The organism is Streptomyces caniferus (assembly GCF_009811555.1).
Taxonomy (GTDB): domain Bacteria; phylum Actinomycetota; class Actinomycetes; order Streptomycetales; family Streptomycetaceae; genus Streptomyces; species Streptomyces caniferus.
This window is the reverse complement of sequence record NZ_BLIN01000003.1, coordinates 1,668,567-1,686,659: the sequence shown is the minus strand read 5'-3', so window position 1 is coordinate 1,686,659 and position 18,093 is coordinate 1,668,567. Positions and strand designations below refer to the sequence as shown.

Annotated in this window: 18 protein-coding genes and 3 pseudogenes; 13 read left to right on the top strand and 8 right to left on the bottom strand. The window is 66.8% G+C overall.

Annotated elements, in window-relative coordinates; translation table 11 throughout:
• Window positions 1–691 precede the first annotated feature (691 nt).
• Window positions 692–1,060, top strand: coding sequence for a GNAT family N-acetyltransferase (locus Scani_RS16015; RefSeq protein WP_246295838.1), 369 nt, complete (start codon window positions 692–694; stop codon window positions 1,058–1,060).
• Window positions 1,026–1,743: pseudogene (locus Scani_RS41970) on the top strand (helix-turn-helix domain-containing protein); the annotation flags it as partial. The gene Scani_RS16015 and the pseudogene Scani_RS41970, both read left to right, overlap by 35 nt.
• Before the next feature lie 180 nt (window positions 1,744–1,923).
• On the opposite strand, the gene Scani_RS16005 reads toward Scani_RS41970, so the two are convergent.
• Entirely contained in the window at window positions 1,924–2,697 is a 774-nt protein-coding gene (locus Scani_RS16005) for a TetR/AcrR family transcriptional regulator (protein ID WP_159475527.1), read from the bottom strand.
• 134 nt (window positions 2,698–2,831) lie between these two features.
• Here Scani_RS16005 and Scani_RS16000 point away from each other — a divergent pair, with 134 nt between their 5' ends.
• Window positions 2,832–3,443, top strand: coding sequence for an NAD(P)-dependent oxidoreductase (locus Scani_RS16000; RefSeq protein ID WP_159475524.1), 612 nt, complete (start codon window positions 2,832–2,834; stop codon window positions 3,441–3,443).
• Window positions 3,444–3,681: 238 nt separating this feature from the next.
• Window positions 3,682–4,434, top strand: a complete 753-nt coding sequence (locus Scani_RS15995; RefSeq protein ID WP_159475521.1) for an SDR family NAD(P)-dependent oxidoreductase — start codon at window positions 3,682–3,684, stop codon at window positions 4,432–4,434.
• Window positions 4,435–4,692: 258 nt separating this feature from the next.
• Here Scani_RS15995 and Scani_RS15990 read toward each other — a convergent pair whose 3' ends face one another.
• Window positions 4,693–5,391 carry a tectonin domain-containing protein gene (locus tag Scani_RS15990; protein WP_077193904.1) on the bottom strand — a complete coding sequence of 233 codons (699 nt, stop codon included), beginning with the start codon at window positions 5,389–5,391 and terminating at the stop codon, window positions 4,693–4,695.
• A 328-nt stretch (window positions 5,392–5,719) separates the two neighbouring features.
• On the opposite strand from Scani_RS15990, the gene Scani_RS15985 reads away from it, so the two are divergent.
• Together Scani_RS15985 and Scani_RS15980 are read left to right on the top strand one after the other, a co-directional pair.
• Window positions 5,720–6,193, top strand: a complete 474-nt coding sequence (locus Scani_RS15985) for a hypothetical protein (RefSeq protein ID WP_246295836.1) — start codon at window positions 5,720–5,722, stop codon at window positions 6,191–6,193.
• Window positions 6,194–6,265: 72 nt separating this feature from the next.
• Complete coding sequence (locus tag Scani_RS15980; protein WP_167538087.1) at window positions 6,266–7,087, top strand: transposase family protein; 822 nt, start codon at window positions 6,266–6,268, stop codon at window positions 7,085–7,087.
• 92 nt (window positions 7,088–7,179) lie between these two features.
• Here Scani_RS15980 and Scani_RS15975 read toward each other — a convergent pair.
• Window positions 7,180–7,543 (bottom strand): annotated as a pseudogene (locus Scani_RS15975) (helix-turn-helix domain-containing protein); the annotation flags it as partial.
• 174 nt (window positions 7,544–7,717) lie between these two features.
• On the opposite strand from Scani_RS15975, the gene Scani_RS15970 reads away from it, so the two are divergent.
• The 3 genes from Scani_RS15970 (at window position 7,718) to Scani_RS15960 (ending at window position 10,218) form a co-directional block, all read left to right on the top strand.
• The gene (locus Scani_RS15970; RefSeq protein WP_033268176.1) at window positions 7,718–8,566 is read left to right on the top strand and encodes an oxidoreductase; all 849 of its coding nucleotides are present in this window, start codon (window positions 7,718–7,720) and stop codon (window positions 8,564–8,566) included.
• Window positions 8,566–9,180: a TetR/AcrR family transcriptional regulator gene (locus Scani_RS15965; RefSeq protein ID WP_159475519.1), complete on the top strand. Its 615-nt coding sequence runs from the start codon at window positions 8,566–8,568 to the stop codon at window positions 9,178–9,180. The genes Scani_RS15970 and Scani_RS15965 overlap by 1 nt, the downstream gene beginning before the upstream one ends.
• Before the next feature lie 229 nt (window positions 9,181–9,409).
• Window positions 9,410–10,218 (top strand): IS5 family transposase gene (locus Scani_RS15960; protein ID WP_371872346.1). Its coding sequence is split into 2 segments (ribosomal slippage): window positions 9,410–9,757 and window positions 9,760–10,218, totalling 807 coding nucleotides; the frame shifts between segments, so codons are not numbered across the junction.
• A 21-nt stretch (window positions 10,219–10,239) separates the two neighbouring features.
• On the opposite strand, the gene Scani_RS15955 is transcribed toward Scani_RS15960, so the two are convergent.
• Together Scani_RS15955 and Scani_RS15950 are read right to left on the bottom strand one after the other, a co-directional pair.
• Window positions 10,240–10,644, bottom strand: a complete 405-nt coding sequence (locus Scani_RS15955) for a pyridoxamine 5'-phosphate oxidase family protein (protein WP_159475517.1) — start codon at window positions 10,642–10,644, stop codon at window positions 10,240–10,242.
• A gap of 120 nt (window positions 10,645–10,764) precedes the next feature.
• Window positions 10,765–11,265: pseudogene (locus Scani_RS15950) on the bottom strand (transposase family protein); the annotation flags it as partial.
• Window positions 11,266–11,312: 47 nt separating this feature from the next.
• Here Scani_RS15950 and Scani_RS39960 point away from each other — a divergent pair.
• On the top strand, window positions 11,313–11,450 hold the full coding sequence (locus Scani_RS39960; protein ID WP_167538086.1) for a LapA family protein: 138 nt from the start codon (window positions 11,313–11,315) through the stop codon (window positions 11,448–11,450).
• Window positions 11,451–11,456: 6 nt separating this feature from the next.
• Here Scani_RS39960 and Scani_RS15945 read toward each other — a convergent pair whose 3' ends face one another.
• Window positions 11,457–12,467 carry an aldo/keto reductase gene (locus Scani_RS15945; RefSeq protein WP_159475513.1) on the bottom strand — a complete coding sequence of 337 codons (1,011 nt, stop codon included), beginning with the start codon at window positions 12,465–12,467 and terminating at the stop codon, window positions 11,457–11,459.
• A gap of 1,067 nt (window positions 12,468–13,534) precedes the next feature.
• Here Scani_RS15945 and Scani_RS42355 point away from each other — a divergent pair.
• Both Scani_RS42355 and Scani_RS42350 read left to right on the top strand, forming a co-directional pair.
• Window positions 13,535–13,693, top strand: coding sequence for an Lsr2 dimerization domain-containing protein (locus tag Scani_RS42355; RefSeq protein WP_159475511.1), 159 nt, complete (start codon window positions 13,535–13,537; stop codon window positions 13,691–13,693).
• 88 nt (window positions 13,694–13,781) lie between these two features.
• The gene (locus Scani_RS42350; RefSeq protein WP_425577718.1) at window positions 13,782–13,874 is read left to right on the top strand and encodes an Lsr2 family DNA-binding protein; all 93 of its coding nucleotides are present in this window, start codon (window positions 13,782–13,784) and stop codon (window positions 13,872–13,874) included.
• A 1,487-nt stretch (window positions 13,875–15,361) separates the two neighbouring features.
• Here the strand turns inward: Scani_RS42350 and Scani_RS15930 are convergent.
• The gene (locus Scani_RS15930) at window positions 15,362–16,903 is read right to left on the bottom strand and encodes an FG-GAP-like repeat-containing protein (RefSeq protein ID WP_159476107.1); all 1,542 of its coding nucleotides are present in this window, start codon (window positions 16,901–16,903) and stop codon (window positions 15,362–15,364) included.
• Between the two features lie 127 nt (window positions 16,904–17,030).
• Between Scani_RS15930 and Scani_RS15925 the strand changes: the two genes are divergently transcribed.
• Window positions 17,031–17,285, top strand: a complete 255-nt coding sequence (locus Scani_RS15925; RefSeq protein WP_159475509.1) for a hypothetical protein — start codon at window positions 17,031–17,033, stop codon at window positions 17,283–17,285.
• Between the two features lie 118 nt (window positions 17,286–17,403).
• Here the strand turns inward: Scani_RS15925 and Scani_RS15920 are convergent, their stop codons facing one another.
• A complete protein-coding gene (locus Scani_RS15920; protein ID WP_246295831.1) occupies window positions 17,404–18,048 on the bottom strand; it encodes a hypothetical protein in 645 nt (214 codons plus the stop codon).
• Window positions 18,049–18,093 lie beyond the last annotated feature (45 nt).

Below are 18,093 nucleotides of genomic sequence, written 5' to 3'. Positions count from 1 at the left end.
GATCTCCTCCTCCATCTGGACACCATCGGCCGGCAAGCCTCTATGCGCTGTTCGTTATGGAAGTGCACGCCCTGAGGGCTTATGTCTTCGGCGTCACCCCCGTCGTGGAAGGACGGGGGACAGCCCGACTCAAACTTACCGGTGAGCCATTCGCCACCACGCCCGTCGGCAAAACGGAGACGGGGGGAACACCCCTGAGTGCCGGTGGTACGTGGACGGATCGCCGGTGAGGACCGGGGCCGGTGTTTCCCTCCTGCACTGGCCCCGGAACAGGCGAGCGGCTCTCACAGCCCCAAGGCCCCGCGTGGAGCCGCCAGGTGCCCGGTCAGACACAAGTTTCCGCGTCATATGGAGGCCCGCCGAGCCCGCCCCGTATGGAGCCCAGCCGGAGAGTGGATGGTTTCCATGAACGTTGCACCGAGGCCGGATGGAGTGTCCACTTGCGGGTGTTCAAGGAGGGCAACGAGGTGAAGTGGACCGAGAATGTCCAGCAGACGCAGCAGGCGGGTCCGCTTGCCCCCAACTACTGGGTGACCACCTCCGGTCGGCCGTGCTGGGGGAGCGCGCCCACGACTCCGCCAGCTGGTGCCCTGCGACCAGCTCCTTCAGCCGCGCACGGCGCTCCGCATATGGCCGGGCCAGCAGCTCCTCCCCTTCCGCTGTGGTAACCGGTGCCGCCCCTCGTTATGTCATGTTCACCCGCAGTCTTCTCGATGCCCCTCGTCGGCTGGTTGACGTGCAAGTACTCAGTCCGCTGGCCGTGATGCCTGAGCTCCATAAGCGGGGTATCGGCTCGGCCCTGGTCCGACACGGACTGGGGGTCCTCGCCGAACGGGCTGCTCCCCTCGTCTTCCTGGAGGGTGATCCGGGCTATTACTCGCGTTTCGGCTTCGCGCCCGGTGGTGGCCTGGGCTTTCGAAAGCCATCCCTGCGCATCCCGGACGGCGCCTTCCAGGTCATCAGGTTCCCGGAGCATGAGCCATGGATGACGGGGACATCGGTCTGTGCAGAGCCGTTCTGGCGGCATGACGCAGTCGGCCTGCGTGACCCCAACGCATAGTGACGCGAGCCGGGTTCGGGACGTGATCCACAACTTCAACGCCGACGGCTTCGAGGCGCTCTACCCGAAGTACCAGGGCGGCCGGCCCAGGACGTTCACTCTGCCCGAGCGGCGCGACATCAAGAAGATCGCAAGTCCAACCCTGCCGAGCACGGCCTTCCCTTCTCGACCTGGAGCCTGGCCAAGTTGGCCGACTTCCCGGTCGACGAGGGGGTGTCGACGACATCAGCCACGAGGGCCTGCGCGTCCCGCTCCGCGAGGAGGGCGTGTCCTTTCAACGCATAAAGACCTGGAAGACCTCCCGCGACCCGGACTATGCCGCCAAGAAGGCCCGCGTCGAGCACCTCTACGCGATCGCCGACGTCGAGGTCATACCCGAGGACGGCGAACCCGAAGTCGTCTTATGCATGGACGAGTTCGGCCCGCTCAACCTCCAGCCCCCTCCCGGACGGCAATGGGCCGAGCGCGGCGGACGGCACAAGGCCCCCGACCGGGAGCCGAGGCCCCGTTGGCGGGCGACCTACACCCGGCCGCACGGGGTCCGGCACCTGTTCGCCGCCTACGACCTGGCCCAGGACAAGCTCTACGGCCACATCAAGCCGCAGAAGAACCGGACGAGGTTCCTTCAGTTCTGCCGCTACCTGCGCAGCCTCTATCCGTCGGACATCCGGATCGCCATCGTGCTCAAGGTCCGCCCGTTCGGTCGCCATCCCGGAAGCCGCACCGGAGCCGCCGGGGCCGTACCGGCGGCGGAACACTCGTTGGACCAACTCCCAGGTCCCGGCGGCTCCGGTGGTGTGTCTGTGCCCGGCCCCACGGTGTGCTCATGAAGCAGGGCGCGGGCCCATGAAACGCGCTGGCGCTCAACCTGCCTCCGGCGTAATGCCGTGTTCGTTGTCGGCGGGCGGGGAGGGGTCGAGCAGGGCGGTGTCGCGGTCTTTGTGAGCTGCGCGGGTAGGCGGCCCGAATCGTCCTTCGTGCTGTCTCAGGAGGCTCGCGGTCTCGGCCGCTGGCCGGCCGGTGTGCAGGCAGACCACGTCGGTGATCAGATCGTTGAGGGGTGGCCAGGGCATCGTGCCGTGGTCGTTGTAAAGACTGACGAGCCCGTGCAGGGCGGTCCAGAGCATGAGGCCGGCCTGTGCTTGTCGTTCCGCCGTGGGCTGCTTGCGTTCCGGGACGGCAGCGGCCGCGAGGGAGGTCACGACGGCGGTGAGCGGTTCGGCGCCGGCGCCGTGGGCCGAGCCGGGCACCAGGTCGGCGGGCATGCGGCCGCCGAAGAGGGTGCGGTAGTGGCCGGGTTGACTGACACCCCAGTGCACGTAGGCGGCGCACCGCGCGGTGAGGTCGGCCAGGGGGGCGGGGCCGGCGACTTGTGCGGCCTCGTCCATCAGCCGGGCCAGTTCCTGGTAGCGCAGTCGTAGGACGTGCTGGATCAGTGCGCTGAGGTCGGTGAAGTGGCTGTAGATGCTGGCCGGTGCCACTCCGACCTCGCGTGCGACCTGGCGCAGGGTGAGCGTCTCGGGCTGGTCGAGCGTGGCCAGCAGCTTGGCTGCCGCGTCGACGAGCTGGGCTTTGAGTACCTCCCCCTGCCCCCGCGGATTGCGGCGGCGGGGAACGGACGGCTCCTGAGACGACATCTTCGCCCCCCTTCCTACCTGGGTGAACAGATAAACAACACACGTTCACCTTACTGGGTCCGCGCCTTGACGCCGCTAACCAACGGTTGTTTACTCAGTTCACCAACACTTGTTCAGTCAGGAAGTGGAAGATCATGCGCATCGCCATACTCGGAGCTTCGGGCCGTACCGGCGGCACACTCGTCGACCTGGCGCTGGATCGCGGTCACGAGGTCGTGGCCCTGGTCCGCACACCGGCCCGGGCGACCGTGCCGGCGTCCCGGCAGGCGGAGAACCGGCAGGCGGACGTCACCAACCCGGACAGCTTTCCCGACCTGAGCGACATGGACGTGGTGGTCTCGGCCATCGGCATCAGCAAGGGTGACGGCCCAGGCGCACTGACCGCCGGCGCCAGGCGGCTGGCCGCAGCGGGCGTCCGCACCGTGTGGCTGGGGGCCCTGGGCTCGGGTGTCTCCAGCCGGTCGGGAGGACTCATCTACGCGGGCGTGATGCGGATGTTCGTCGGATCGGAACTGCGGGAGAAGGCCGAGGCCGACGAGATCGCGCTGAAGGCCGGTGCCACGGTCTTCCATGCCCCGGACGTCACCGACGGGCCCCTCAGCTCCACCCGCTGCGTCGTGCCGCTGGCGGACCTGCGCCGCCCGCTGCTGCCGCCCCGGATCTCCCGGATCACGCTGGCATCGCTGCTGCTGGACGAGGCGGAGTCAGGCAAGCAGGGAAACGGCATCGTCGTGCCCCTCGCCTGACCACCGGCCCGACAGCCCGGCACCCCCCGAACGCGGGCCGGGGACGCTCGCGACCGCAGGGGCGCGGAGAGCCGTGACGGCCGGAACGCGCGCGCCACGGAGAGGCAAAACCACCGCCTCCGGCGCGCCCCCCCCCACACACAAGCCGGGTCTTCGCCGTCGGCCACCGCGGAAACCCTGGTCAGATCGCCCGAGCGGGTCGGACACCGCCAGGCACGGCATCCATTGGAGGATCATCATGAGCAACTTCACCGGAAGGGCCGGACTCGTGACGGGCGCCGGCAGCGGAATCGGCCGTTCGGCGGCAATCGAACTGGCCCGCCAAGGCGCCGGCGTCACCGTCACCGACATCGACGAGGCCACTGCGGCCGCGACCGCCGAGATGATCCGGAAGGACGGCGGGAAGGCGTTGGTACTGCGCGTGGACATCGTCGACGAGGACGCGGTGCGCACAGCCGTAGAGCGCACGGTCGAGGCTTACGGCGGTCTCGACTTCGCCGTGAACAACGCCGGCCTGGACTCCCACCACCGGCAGCTGGACCAGATGAGCCTGGAGGAGTTCGAGCGGGTGACCCACGTCAACATGGGCGGGACCTTCCTGTGCATGAAGTACGAGCTGCCCGCTCTGGAAAGCCGCGGCGGAGGCGCGATCGTCAACGTCGCGTCCAACGGCGGTCTGTACGCGATCCCCACCGCCCCTGCCTACGTCGCCGCCAAGCACGGTGTGGTCGGCCTGACGAAGGTCGCCGCGGTGGACTACGCGCCGCGCGGTATTCGCGTCAACGCGGTCTGCCCCGGCCCGACCCGCACGCCCGGGTTCGAACGGGTCGCGGCCGGCACCGGCCTGATCGCGATGCAGGAGGCGATGACACCGCTGGGGCGGATGGCGACGCCGGAAGAGGCGGCCGCGGCCGCGGTCTGGCTCTGCTCGGACGCCGCCTCGTACATCACCGGGATCGCGCTGTCGGTGGACGGCGCACGACGGGCATAGGAAGTCATCTCGTGGGCCGTGGAGTATCGATAGCTCTTCGACTGCTCGGCCACTGAGCCTCCGCCACTTTGAAGCGGCAGGTCAGGAGGCTGGTGTGACTGCCCTCCGTAACACTCAGGCTGGCTGTGGGCTGCAGTCTCCGGCGTGGATCGTCTGACCGGGAGGTCGGTTCGCGGTTCCTGTTTGTGCCAGGGCTGGTCACGCCCTGGAGGACGTGACCAGCCTGACTTCCGGTGGCGGGGTGCCGAGTGGTTGGGGTCAGCCCGGCAGATCACCGGTGTAGCGGTAGATGTTGCCGGCCGAGTTCACGCCCCAGACGGTGCCGTCCACTCCTGCTCCGACGTCGGTGAGCGCGCCGGGGATCTGCACCCAGGGGCTGGCGTCGTTGTTGGTGTAGCGGTAGATGTTCCCGCCGGCGTTCGCTCCCCAGACCGAGGTGCGGGAGCCTGCTGAGATCGCCTTGAGTCCGCCGCTGATCTGCTTCCAGTGGCCGCTTTCCTGGTCGCCGGTGTAGCGGTAGATGTTGCCGGCGGAGTTGACGCCCCAGACGGTGCCGTCCGCGGCGGCTCCGATGTCCGTCAGTGCCCCCGGGATCTGCACCCAGGGATTGGCGTCGTTGTTGGTGTAGCGGTAGATGTTCCCGGCCGCGTTGACGCCCCACACGTTGGTCCTCGACCCGGCCGAGATCCGAACGAGTCCGCCGCTGATCTGCTTCCAGTGGCCGCTTTCCTGGTCGCCGGTGTAGCGGTAGATGTTGCCGGCGGAGTTGACGCCCCAGACGGTGCCGTCCGCGGCGGCTCCGATGTCCGTCAGTGCCCCCGGGATCTGCACCCAGGGGCTGGCGTCGTTGTTGGTGTAGCGGTAGATGTTCCCGGCCGCGTTGACGCCCCACACGTTGGTCCTCGACCCGGCCGAGATCCGAACGAGCGCACCGCTGATCTGCTTCCAGTCGGCCATTCCACGGGCTCCTTGTCGTCGGCGATGTTGCATGCAGACGCTCCCGCGAGGGAACGATTCAGCATGCAAGCGCGCTTGCGGAATGATCCTTCTCTTGTCCGTAAAGCCTCGTTTATCGGATGGGTCGCGCACTTCGAGCTGGGACGGTGCGGTCGGCGGTTGATCCAGGGGCGACCTGAACAGAGGTCCCACTTGCGGATTATTCGCAATCACCAGGTTGACGCCGACGAGCGAGCGAGAGCGTCGGGAGGCCGGCCCGGGGTGGTCGACGTGCCGGAGGAGGCAGAAGAGCCTGGTCGGCTTACCTGTTCCTGCCCCGTGCGGTCGGGTGGCCTTCTACGATCCTGTGCATGGGTCCGAGATTCTGGAACGGATCAGCGCGCGGCGCGCAGAACTGGACGAACTCGAGGAACAGCTGGCCAATCAGTTGGCCGAAGTACGGGCGGAGCCGGACGAACTCGCCGTCGCCGAACGTGTCCTTGAGCGAGTGAGCGAGCAGCTCGCCGACGAGCGCGCCTCGGCCGCGCCAGCGCCCGGGCAGGTGGGTGGACGGACGGTGATGCTGATCCCGCACCGCGCACCGGACGTGGAGGAGACCATGCTCCCGCCGGACTACCAGCGCATCCTCGCCGCTGTGCGGCAGGCCGCCGGACCGGGCATGGCCCGGCAGGTCGGCGAGATTCTGGGCGTGGACATCAGCGTGCGGGCCAAGTTGGAACCGCTGCGCGCGAAGCTGGTCAGGCTGGTCGACCGCGGCTGGCTGCGCAAACTGCCCGACGGCCGGTTCACCACCCGCCTGTGAACTGCTCCACCACCGCCTGGGGCAGTGCCGCGCGAGCGTAACCACGGTGCCCCCGGCGGCCGTTGGAATTGTGTGACGAATACCAAAGAGCACGCCGAGGACCCCTGCCCGCTTGTCTCCCAGTGCCGACTGCCGCCGTCCACGCGCACCGTCAACCACCTCGCCGATCTGCTGCGGCACCGCCTGAAAGCGATCCGGTCCCGGTGGCGAATCCTGCCGCCCGGAAAGATCGCGGTGATCGTCCTGGCCGTGCTGCGACACGACCAGCGCCTGGCTGACATGGCCGGCGGAAACAACGTGTCCGAGTCCACCGTCCGCCGCTGGCGCGACGAGCTGATCACCCTGTTCGCCGCCCAAGCCCCGCGCCTGGACCGCGCCCTGAATCAGGGCGGGGAGGTGGTCCTGATCGACGGCACCCTCATCGCCACCATGCGTCACACCGGAAAGGCCGACCGGCGGAACTACTCCGGAAAGCACCACCGTCACGGCCTGCACTTCCTCGCCCTGACCGACGAGAGGGGGCGCCTGATCTGGATATCCGCCGCCCGGCCCGGCCGCACCCATGACAACACCGCCGCCCGCCACGACCGCATTCTGGCCCACCTACGCGCCGCCGGCCTTGGGGCGCTGGCAGATCTCGGCTTCCGCGGCCTGGACAACGACGTACGCGATCCCGTGATCGTCACCGGCTTCCACGCCAGCCGCACCCACAAGCTCACCCCCGGCCAGAAGACCGCCAACCGGGTCCTTGCCGTCGGACGCGCACCGGTCGAACACGGCTTCGCCCACCTCAAGAACTGGCGGATCCTCACCAAGCTTCGCACCGATCCCGCTCACGCGACGCGTCTCCTGCGTGCCCTGCTTGTTCTGACGAATTTCGAGGTCAACCGCTGACGGACGATCTACTCCTCAGGCTGCCGCCCGCGACCAGCGTGAGCACCCCGAGAGCCGGTCACGCCAGCCCCCTGACCAGCGTCTTCAAGTTGGCGAAGGCTCACTGAGTGGTCGCGGGCGGGCACCAGGGTGCCGTCGACGATGAGGACGGTGTCCCTGTGGAACCGGCTCTGCTGCCGGAGTGCCGGCAGCGGACCGATGTGGTCAATGATGCGGTCCGCGGCCGACTTGAGATCCCGAACAGCGGCGCCAGCTGGCGCATGGTCAAGTTTGTGCGCCAGTACGCCGTGACCAGCAGGACGCGAAACTCCAGCGACAGACTCCAGGGCCGGCGCGCGGTCGATCTGCGGCTTGCTCCCGTCGTACTGCGGCTACCAATTTGCCGAAGCAGCGCGGGCTCAGCCCCGTAAAGGGCCCTGTCCAGGACGGCACCGATGCCGTGATCACTCCACCCACAGCGTGATCGTCTCAGCCGCAGCGAGCGGGTCGGTGAGGGGCTGGATTGACCTCGGCTGAGCATGGTGCCGTGGGGACAACAGAATCAACACCATGTTGATTATGCTCGACGAAGTGTAGACTTTCCGAGTGAGGGGGCAGTCCGGCTTCTCGTGAGACCTTTCTGGAGGAACAGTGCAGCAGCAGAAGTGGCTCGTCACCGGCGTCAGCACGGGCCTCGGCCGTGCCTTCGCCCAGGCCGCCCTGGCCGCCGGGCACACCGTCGTGGGAACGGTCCGCTCCGAGGAGGACCTGCGGGCCTTCGACGCGCTGAAACCCGGGTACGCTCACGGCCGCATCCTGGATGTGACTGACGGCGACGCCGTCTCAAGTGTGGTCGCGGAGGTGGAGCAGAGCGTCGGTCCGTTGGATGTCGTCGTCGCCAACGCCGGCTACGGCCTGGAGGGTACCTTCGAGGAGACCCCGCTGGCCGAGGTGCGGCGGCAGTTCGAGGTCAACGTGTTCGGGGCAGTGGCCACCCTGCAGGCGGCCCTGCCCCACATGCGCCGGCGCCGCCGCGGACACCTGATGGCCGTCACCTCCATGGGCGGGCTGATGGCCGTGCCCGGCATGTCCGCCTACTGCGGCAGCAAGTTCGCCCTGGAAGGCATCCTCGAGGCGCTGGGCAAGGAGGTCGCACAGTTCGGGATCCATGTGACGGCGATCGAGCCCGGCTCCTTCCGCACCGACTGGGCCGGACGGTCCATGACACGCGCCGCGCAGTCCATCGAAGACTACGACGAGCTGTTCACCCCCATCCGGGAAGCGCGGCAGAAGGCCAGCGGGAACCAGTTGGGCAACCCGGCCAAGGCCGGGGACGCCGTGGTCCACATCGCATCAGTCGACCAGCCGCCGGCTCACCTTGTCCTTGGCTCGGATGCGCTGCGACTGGTCACCGCCGCGCGCACGGCCGTGGACGAGGACATCCGCGCATGGGAGCAACTCTCCCGTACGACCGACTTCGCCGAGGGTGCTCAGCTCTGATGCCCAGCCACCACTCTGCGCGGAGCCGGCGCGTCACCGAACGCAAGGGCGATGTCCGGGAGCGGGCCATTCTGGACACCTGCGAAGCTCTGCTGGCACAAAAGGGCTACGACGCCATGACTGTCGGCGACATCGCCCAGGGCGCCGGCATCACACGCGGCGCCCTGTACTTCTACTTCGGCTCCAAACAAGAAGTGGTCACGGCACTCGTGGCCCGGACCGTCGAGCACCTGTGGGAGCGGTCCCGCGCCACCGCGCAGACCGACGAGCCGCGCCAGGCCATCGCAGCAGCCATGCAGCGCACGGTCGAGCTGTGGAACGAGCACGGCCTGGTCATGCGCACGGCCATCGACCTGTCGTTGACCGTGCCGGAGATCGGCGAGCTGTGGAGCCACACGGCAGACTTGTTCATCACCGCCATCACCGCCGTCCTGGAACGAGCCGGCATCCAGGCCGGCACCGGACCAGAACAAGCGTCAGCGATGGCACGCGCCCTGTGCTGGATGATCGAACGGACCTTCTACCACGCCTCGCAGGAATCCCGCGAGGCGTTGCAAAAGGCATCTTCGACCTGCGAACATATCTGGCTGATCAGCGCCGGCCTGATCACCTGATGCATCTGGCGCGGACGGTGAGGCACGAAACCGGACCCCGTGACTCCGAGGCCCACCGTCCAGGCACTCCACCAGCGGAAATCCCGCGAGGCACAGCGTCCTCTCCCAGCCCGATCAACGGGAGCTGGTGTCCACAACTCCCGTGTGTGGGCCTTCCGGATCAGGTTGCGATACCTGGAAGGTCACTTAGACACCGTTTCTAATGGCGTGATGGTTCGTTGAGCCGTGCATGACGGATCTGGTGGAACGGTTGGTCCCGGAGGAGTTGTGGACTCTGTTCCGGCGGGTGGTGCCGCCGACGGAAGTCATACGCCCGCAGGGCGGCGGACGTCGCCGAGCCGGTGACCGTGAGTGCCTGGCAGCGATCATCTTCGTGGCCACCTCGGGGTGCACCTGGCGGCAGCTGCCGCCGGTGTTCGGGCCGGCCTGGCCCACCGTCTACCGGCGCTTCGCCCGGTGGAGCAGGGACCGGGTCTGGGCCAGGCTCCACCGGGTCGTCCTCGACGATCTCGGTGCCCGGGGAGAACTGGACTGGTCGCGCTGTGCCATCGACTCTGTCAGCGTCCGGGCAGCAAAAGGGGGCCACTGACGGGACCGAATCCGACCGACCGTGGCAAGCCCGGATCGAAAATCCACCTGGTCACGGACCGGAACGGTCTACCGCTGTCGCTGGGCATCTCCGGCGCCAACATGCACGACAGCCTCGGCCTGGAACCGCTCGTGCGCGGCATCCCGCCCATCCGCTCCCGACGCGGCCCGCGCCGCCGACGCCCGGCCAAGCTCCACGCCGACAAGGGATACGACTACGACCACCTGCGCCGATGGCTCCGCGAAAGAGGCATCCGCCACCGCATCGCCCGCAAAGGCATCGAGCCCTCCACGCGGCTGGGCCGCCACCGCTGGGTAGTCGAGAGAACGGTGTCCTGGCTGAGCGGCTGCCGACGACTCCACCGACGCTACGAACGCAAGGCCGAACACTTCCTCGCCTTCGTCGGCATCGCCGCAGCCCTCATCTGTCATCGTCGGCTCATGGCTTGAGGTCGACTGTTGCCACCGTCGTCACTGCGCCGTGCCGGCCAACAGCCACCGACGCACATGGACTTCCAGCAGAACTCGCTTGCTTCCAGGACCTGTGGGTGCGGATACATCCCAACCATATTTCTGCTCGAACGCGGTCACGACCCCATGAGGGAACCCATCACGAACCAGTAATGCGTCTCCTTCGGCGACGACCGGGAACCGGCCGTCCTCCAAAGCCAGGGACACGCGGGGCTCCTTGCCGATGTTTCTGACCTTGACGGAGCTGTGATCCGAACCGATCCACCACCGGGAGCTCTGGTAGACGAACCAGACAGGCGTGACGTGGGCAGAGCCATCCGGACGCACGGTGCACAGCCAGACGTTCTTTTCCTCGGCCAAGCGCAGAAGGACGGCTGGCCCTGGCTCGTTCACAAGATCACTCACTCCGCTATCGGACCAGCAGACGTGATGAAACACATCGGGCAGCGCGTCAGACCATCGGTGTAGGTCTCTCGTCCCAAAAGAAACGACGTCTTAGAGATTCCGCGGGTAGAGGACAAGGCGTCATGGTCGGCGGGCTGGCCGTGTGTCCCAGCGTTGGCTGGTCCAGGCTTCGCGGATGAGGCGTCGGATCACGATGATCGCGGTCATCAACGCGAGCAGTGCGTTGATGACGACCGCTCGGCGTTCCGTGCAGGACAGGGTGAAGTTGAAGCCGGGGCTGTACCAGGAGTTGGTGCGCTCGACGACCCAGCGGCGAGTGTGGTTGATCGGGATCACGACGCCCTTGGGCTGGGTCCGCCACTCGCAGCCGAGCTCGGTCAGCAGTTTGCGGGTGACCGTGGAGTCGTAGCCCGCGTCAAGGTGCACCGTGATCTGCTCAGGCAACGCGAGCTCGAATCGCCCGAGCTTCTCTGGCGTCGGGCGCAGGAACGGGGAGTCGTGCCGGTTCGCGCCGGTCACGACACAGTCCGGCGGGATCCCGCATCCGTCGGTCATCCGCGACCACTTGATCCCGAGTTTTCCCCGGTCAATCGGTGATTTCCCGGCGACCTCGCCACCGCAGGTGCCCACGGGCACGTTCCGCTGCGTGTGGCCCTGCTACGGCCGCGGTGGCGGGCATCCTGCTCACCGCGCTGGCGGGCAGCGGGCGGATCATGCAGTTGCGCGCGACCGCCCGCAAGCACCGCCGGGCCGACCACAGGGCTGTGAAGGCCGAGGCCAAGGACTTGTCGAAGGCCCGGCGGTAGCCCGGACTACCGGGAGCCCGCCACAGGGCGCGACTTGTAGAAGGACTCCTCCAGGTAGGCGGCCTCGTGCGGCAGGTAGGGCTCCTCCAAGTAGGCGGCCTCGTCTTCGTCGAGTTCGACGTCCACCGCGGCGACCGCGTCGGCCAGCTGGGCCGGCTTGGTGACCCCGACGATGGGCGAGGTCACCGCCGGGTTGCGCATGACCCAGGCCAGGGCGACCTGGGCCGGGGACAGACCCCGCTTGCCCGCGATCTCGTGGACGCGCTCGGCCACTGCCTGGTCCCCGTCGCGGTAGAGGATCTTGCCGCCCTCGTCGGTCTCGGCACGCGCCGTGGCGGTGTCCCGGGCCCGCGTCAGCCTGCCCCGCGCCAGCGGGCTCCACGGGATCACGCCGATGCCCTGGTCGGCGCAGAGCGGGAGCATCTCCCGCTCTGCTTCTCGGTGGATGAGGTTGTAGTGGTCCTGCATCGACACGAACCGGGTCCAGCCGTTCAGGTCAGCCAGGTACAGGGCCTTGGTGAACTGCCAGGCGTACATGGAAGAGGCTCCGATGTAGCGGACCTTCCCGGACTTGACCGCGTCGTGCAGCGCCTCGAGGGTTTCCTCGATCGGGGTGTCGTAGTCCCAGCGGTGGATCTGGTACAGGTCGATGTAGTCGGTCCCCAGTCGCTTCAGGGAGGCGTCGAGCTCGGCGAAGATCGCCTTGCGGGACAGCCCGGCGCCGTTCGGGCCGGGGCGCATCCGCATCCAGACCTTGGTGGAGAGAACGACCTCCTCGCGCCGGGTGAAGTCCTTGACCGCCTGGCCGACGATCTCCTCGCTGCTTCCGGCGCTGTACCCATTGGCCGTGTCGAGGAAGTTGACGCCGCCCTCGAGGGCCTGCTTGATGATGTCCCGGCTGGCATCCGCGCCCAGCGACCAGGGCTCGCCGCCCCGGTCCGGCTCGCCGAAGCTCATGCAGCCGAGGGTGATGGCGGAGACTTCCAGTCCGGTCGTTCCGAGCTTGATGTATCGCATGCTTCCGAACCTAGGAGTTGGAGTGCGCTCTCACGCAATACGCCTCGGTCCGGAACTCGGAGGCGTGGGGCATGTGCGCCCTGTCAGGTTTCGACCGTTTCGGCCAGACGTACCAGAGAACCCAGTGGTAACGAGTAACGAACTGTCAATTCTCGGTCGAGCGCATGGGGCCCTACTCAGCCCCCCGACGCCAAACCGCCCTCGCGGGTCCGTCGCCACGACCGAACATCGCTCGATCACGGGGAGATTCCGCTGGTCCGGGCGGCGGTATCGCGGCGCTCGCGACGGCGCCCCTACCCGCGGGATCTCTAAGTCCAGCTCGGAGCCTTGTGATGCGGAGGCGTCTATGGGGTCTGTGCGAATCGTGTGAGATCTGGTGACACGACGAAGCCCCGCCTGTTTCCGCCGGCGGGCTTCTTGCATCGGTGGTCATGACGGCCTGCGGTGGGTGTCTGGGGCTCCGCTCCGTCCCTTGATAGTCCCAGCGTGCAGGTCTTCGCTTCATCTCCTTCGCGAAACAGGCCGCTGCCCGGCGCAGGATCTCGCGCGCGAGCGACCACTCCTTCTCGGCTGTGACCAGCTGGGGGTCCTCGGTCCGCAGCCGGGCCGGCTCCGCCCCGGTGTCCTGCGGCCCGGGCCTCGCGGGGCACTGCCTCTTCGGCTTCCATTGACACCAGGTGGGCGGCCGTGTTGTGGATGTAGCGCGTTGGCCAGCATCTTTGCAGCTCAGAGGTGGTGCGGGTCGGATCGGTGCATGTGCATGTGTCGCCACCTGCCACCACCTCTGGCAGGACGCATGCTGACTCAATGCTGACTTTACTGACGCTGCGTCAGCGGCCTGACGGCATGTCATGGTGTCCTTCGTGTGACCTGGATTGGGGAGACGGGTGGCCTCGGGCGTCGAGCGGCTCTGCAGGCTCGATTTCGGAGTTGGCTCGCCGTTTAACGTCTTTCTTGGGAATGGGCTGGCTGGCGTTCAGAGGGGCGCTAGAAGCGGGATGGCTTATCTGCAGTGCGCCTTCGTGGGCTTTGCATCCGCCGCTTCCCTGCGGCCCTAGGATTGCCTCATGGTGCAGAGGATTGTCGTCATTTCCACGGACGACCTCATGGGCGAAGAGGCGTGTGACGCTGCTACCCACACCTTCGCTCTCAAGGGTGTGTCGTATGAGGTCGTCCTCGAACCCGGAACCCTACGGGCGGATGCTCGAGGCTTTCGGGCCCTTTAGTCAAGGCAGCCCGGAAGGCTGGGAGAGTCAAAGGCTAGGCGGCCAAGCGCTTGGCTAAGGCTGGAGAGGATGCTGCAAGGATCTGTGCGTGGGCGAGGGAAATGGCTACGAGGTCAACGACCGTGGCCGAGTGCCTGCTGAAATCCGCGATGCCTTCCACAAGGCGCACTGGCAGACGTGAAGAGCTTGGAGCCCCCGGTCAGGGGTCTCTCGCCATGTCTACTCGGGTGCGAGGTGCGGCGCCCGTGTGCTTGTTCTGTACGAGTTGCCGGCGACCGTAGGGGTGTCGCCGTGGCAGTGGGCGTGTGGGGCAGAGCAGGTCTGATACCAGTATGCGCAGTCACTTGTTCACCGTGCCGACGTAGTGGCCGCCCGTCTATCTGGAATGGATCGGGGCGTCGCTGTGCATCACTGTTAGATACCAAAGCGGACGGTGATCCCGCCGAGCGAAATCGCAACCGCATCACCCGCCTCGTTTGCCTTGCATCGCCGGCACTACTCCGGACTCCGCCATAGTCGGTGGATCAGATGCCACATTGCCGACCGCGTCCTATCAGGTGGCTATCCTTGAACAGTGTGTGGGTCGGCAAGTTGCCCGTCTGCGTTGGCTTCCGGCTCTAGGCGAACAAGGTCTTCACCACTGCGCGCTGCGTCGACGGCCAAGACGCTGGCAAGCCGGACGTGCAATATGGCGGCACGGAGCGTGGAAAGCTGCCTTTCAAAAGCGAGGTCTCGGAGATCAGTATCAACCGTTTCAACGTCCGTCTCCACCACTCGGCCCCGCGCGGTGTGTATCTGCGCCAGGTGATCAGAGTCAGATGGCGAGTAACCGCACGATAAGTCCTGTCATCGTGTCCACTGTGGACGCAGTCTCGAGCGTGGTGAACAGCAGGTAGGGCACATTCATGTCCCAGCTTTCGATCGCAAACCGGTCGGGAGCTTCCGGATCGTATTGGACCGTGACGCGCTGCCAACCCGAGCTTGAAGTAACTGGCCGCCGCAGGGTGACCCTGCACGCCCTGGCCCCAAACACGCACCAGTCCTCGCCCGCATCTACAGCAGCTCCTCCGGTCCGACACACCACAGGCATGGCGGATCACCTCCGCTCGCGCGGAGAGCGCAAGTGCAGGGTGATATCCGGGTCGTTGGCGAACGGCTCACCTCCGCCTTCGCGGAGAGGACTTCTCCGCGCAAGCGGAGGTGGCGGCCCCCGGCGGTTCACCTCCGCCTTCGCGGAGAGGACCCTTCGCGACCTGCGGTGTTAGGAGCGCTTTGCCAATTCGTGATTCAAGGAACGCCGGTCATGCACACGCCTGAACCTACCGGGGCCATACGGCCTCCCGCAGGCACTGACCTGCTCACGACCACTCACTCCGCCCGAGCGGAGGTGAGCCGGCAATCCACTCTGCCCAGCCGATCCGCTCAGGGTGCTCTCTGCGTGCGCGGAGAGGACGGCTACCCGGGCCCTCTCACCTGGAAGATGCTCGGCTCACCTCCGCCTGCGCGGAGCGGACAACGTGAGCGGTGGGTGTCGAATGCGGCGGCGATTGGAACATCTCCGCGTACGCGGAGCGGACATCCCGTAGATCAGCTGGATCATCCTCACGTGGTGAGTACACCACCTCTGGGCCGTGCACTCACCACACCGCGTACGCGTGCTTGAGTGGGCTACAAGGCGGTGGGCCACATGGACGGACCGGCGGTGAGGGTGCCCTTGCCGTTGCCGGCGTAAAGGTGCAGGCTGCGGTCGCTCCAGCGGGCGGCGATGTCGGCCTTGCCGTCCCCGTTGAAGTCGCCGCCGAGCAGGGCGCGCATGTTGCGCCAGGACTTGTCGTCCCAGAGGTCAGGGGCGCGGGTGACGGTGCCCTGGGCGTTGCCGGTGTAGAGGCGGAAGCCGCCGTCGGGGTCAGTGGCGACGATGTCGTCTCTGCCGTCGGTGTTGAAGTCGCCGCTGGACAGGATGCGCATGCCGTCCCAGGACTTGTCGTACCACAGGTCGCGCTTGGCTCCGCTGAGGGTGCCGTCGGTCTTGGTGGTGTAGGCGTGCAGCGAGCCGTCATCCCACACGGCTGCCAGGCCATCCCGTCCGGAGCCATCGGCGCGGAAGCGCACGATCTGGGGCATCCCCTTCCAGGACTTGTCGTACCAGACCTCCACGCTGGGCTTCAGTGTGCCGTTGGCTGTGCCGGCGTAGAGGAAGAGCTGGCCGTCGTCGCGGCGCGCGATGATGTCGCCCTGGCCGTCGCCGTTGAAGTCACCACCGATGATCTGCTGGAAAGCCTTCCAGGTGCCATCATGGGTCCACAGCTCACGGCCGTACTGCAGGGTGCCGTCCGGCTTGGCGTAGAAGGCGTGCAGGTTGCCGTCGTTCATGACGGCGGCAACGTCGGTGCGGCCGTCGCCGTTGAAGTCGGCCGAGGTGATCACATCGCTGACGTCCCCGAACTTCGTCGCAAGCCGCACCGTCTGGATCCAGCTGGCTATGTCGTCCGTGCGGGACGCGACGGCATCGGCGCGGGTCTCATCGTCATGGCCGAAGCAGCCGCCCTGCCAGGACTGACTACCGACTCCGACCAATTCGTAGCGGCCGCCGATATCACGCCATACAGGAGCACCGGTATCCCCCTCACAGACGGCGGCACTGTTGTCCTTACCAGTGATGCCGAGCGAGGTCTGCTTCGCAGCGCCTACGGAGAACCGCCCGTAGTGCAGGCGGTCGGGGACCCACTCGTCCTTGGTGCGGCCGTAGCCGCTCACGAAGACGTCCTCGCCTGGCAGTGGGGCCTTGGCAGTAATTTCGACGGGGGTGATATCCGTGACGGGCTTGGCCAGTTTGGCCATTACCAGGTCACGGTCATCGCGGGGAACCAGCTTCTCCACGGTGGTCACGGTGCCGCCATCGCGCGTCAGGTCCGTGCGGCCGACTGTGGCGGTGGTCTTCATCTTCGGCGCCCCAGCAGGAACCTTCAGGCTCTCCGCGGGGTTGTCGGCAAAGCAACTAGCGGCCGTGACCAGCCACTGCTGATCGACTAATGCGGCCGAGCAGCTGCGCTGCCCACCGATGTCCAGCTTCACCGTGAACGGGTACGAGCCGTCTTTGGTGGCGGGGCCAACAACAGCGTCCGCGGGAGCAGCAACGAGCACACCGGCCGCGATGACGGGGGCAAGAAGCCCTGTGGTCAGGGCCGCGCGCGAACATCTGACAGACATACGTCTTCCTCGTCTGGGTTTCGATTTCATAGATGGGAGATCGGCAGCTCTGCACCGGTGGCGCTGGTGCGCAGCATCTGCGTCCGGGGCATTTAGTGAGTGCCGCTCCGGCACTTGGACGCGCTGAGTGGAAACGGCAGATGCCCAAGCCCTCAGCGGAGCGGTGTATGCGCGGCTGCTCCCGGCAGCTGAGAAGCTAGAGGTCCGGGAAGCGCGATCGCTGCTCCAGGAAGACTTGAAGCCCTTGCCGCTGAAGGTCAATCCGACGTCGCTGTCCATCCCGATGCGCTTGTCTTCCGGCACCAGTTTCCATGTGCCGGCTCCGCTGCCCGTGTGCGCTGGGCTGTCGTCGCAGTCGAAGCCCGGCCAGTCGGCGACGTGAACGTCCCATTGGGCTTGGCGGCAACGGCCTCCAATGGCGTGGCTCTCGCACGGGGGTCAGCCCACAGTCCACACTAGCCAGCCTGGCAGCGTGTGCGCGGGAGCCTGGGGTTCTGGGGTCAACCCTTGACGCGGAGCTCGACCAGAACGGTGGGACCGGCCGGCGGGTTGTCTCCGGGACCGACACCCTTGGTGAAGTTCTTGGGCACGTCGACGCTCTGAGTTTTGCCAGCCGAGGTGAGGTCCGCCTGAACGGCGACGTCGCCGGTCATGATGTTGTAGACCTGGGGGAGTTCCAGTGTGAGGTAGCCGGTCTTGCCGGTTCCGGTGACCTTGAAGCAGTACCTGCCCGTCTTGGTCTGCCCCGGGTGATTGACGCCGGTCGAGACCTGAATGTCCTGGCCATCGGGGGCCTGGCAGTCGGCGAGGATGATGTGGCCGTCGCCCTTGCGGAGCAGGATCCCCTGTTCCCTGAGAATCTTTGCCGCGTTCGGGTAATCAAAGGTCTCCACCGCGTACGGCGGGTTCGCATCGCCCGCGGACTGCTGGGCAGCGTTATGCGCGGATTGCGGCGCGGCCTGCGCAACAGCGAGGGTGGAGACCCCCGCGACAGCTGCGGCGCCACTGATGACGCCCACAGTCAGCGCCTTTCGCGCGCGAGATATCACCAGAAGTTCCTTCCATGTGTGCTGCGGCAACAACAGGAAACCGCAGGGAAAATGAACCGAATGGTCAGCCGTGAACCTATCACCCGCGAAACTCAACTAGTAGTCCTCTCAGTCAAGTTACAGATTGATCACAGCTCTGTC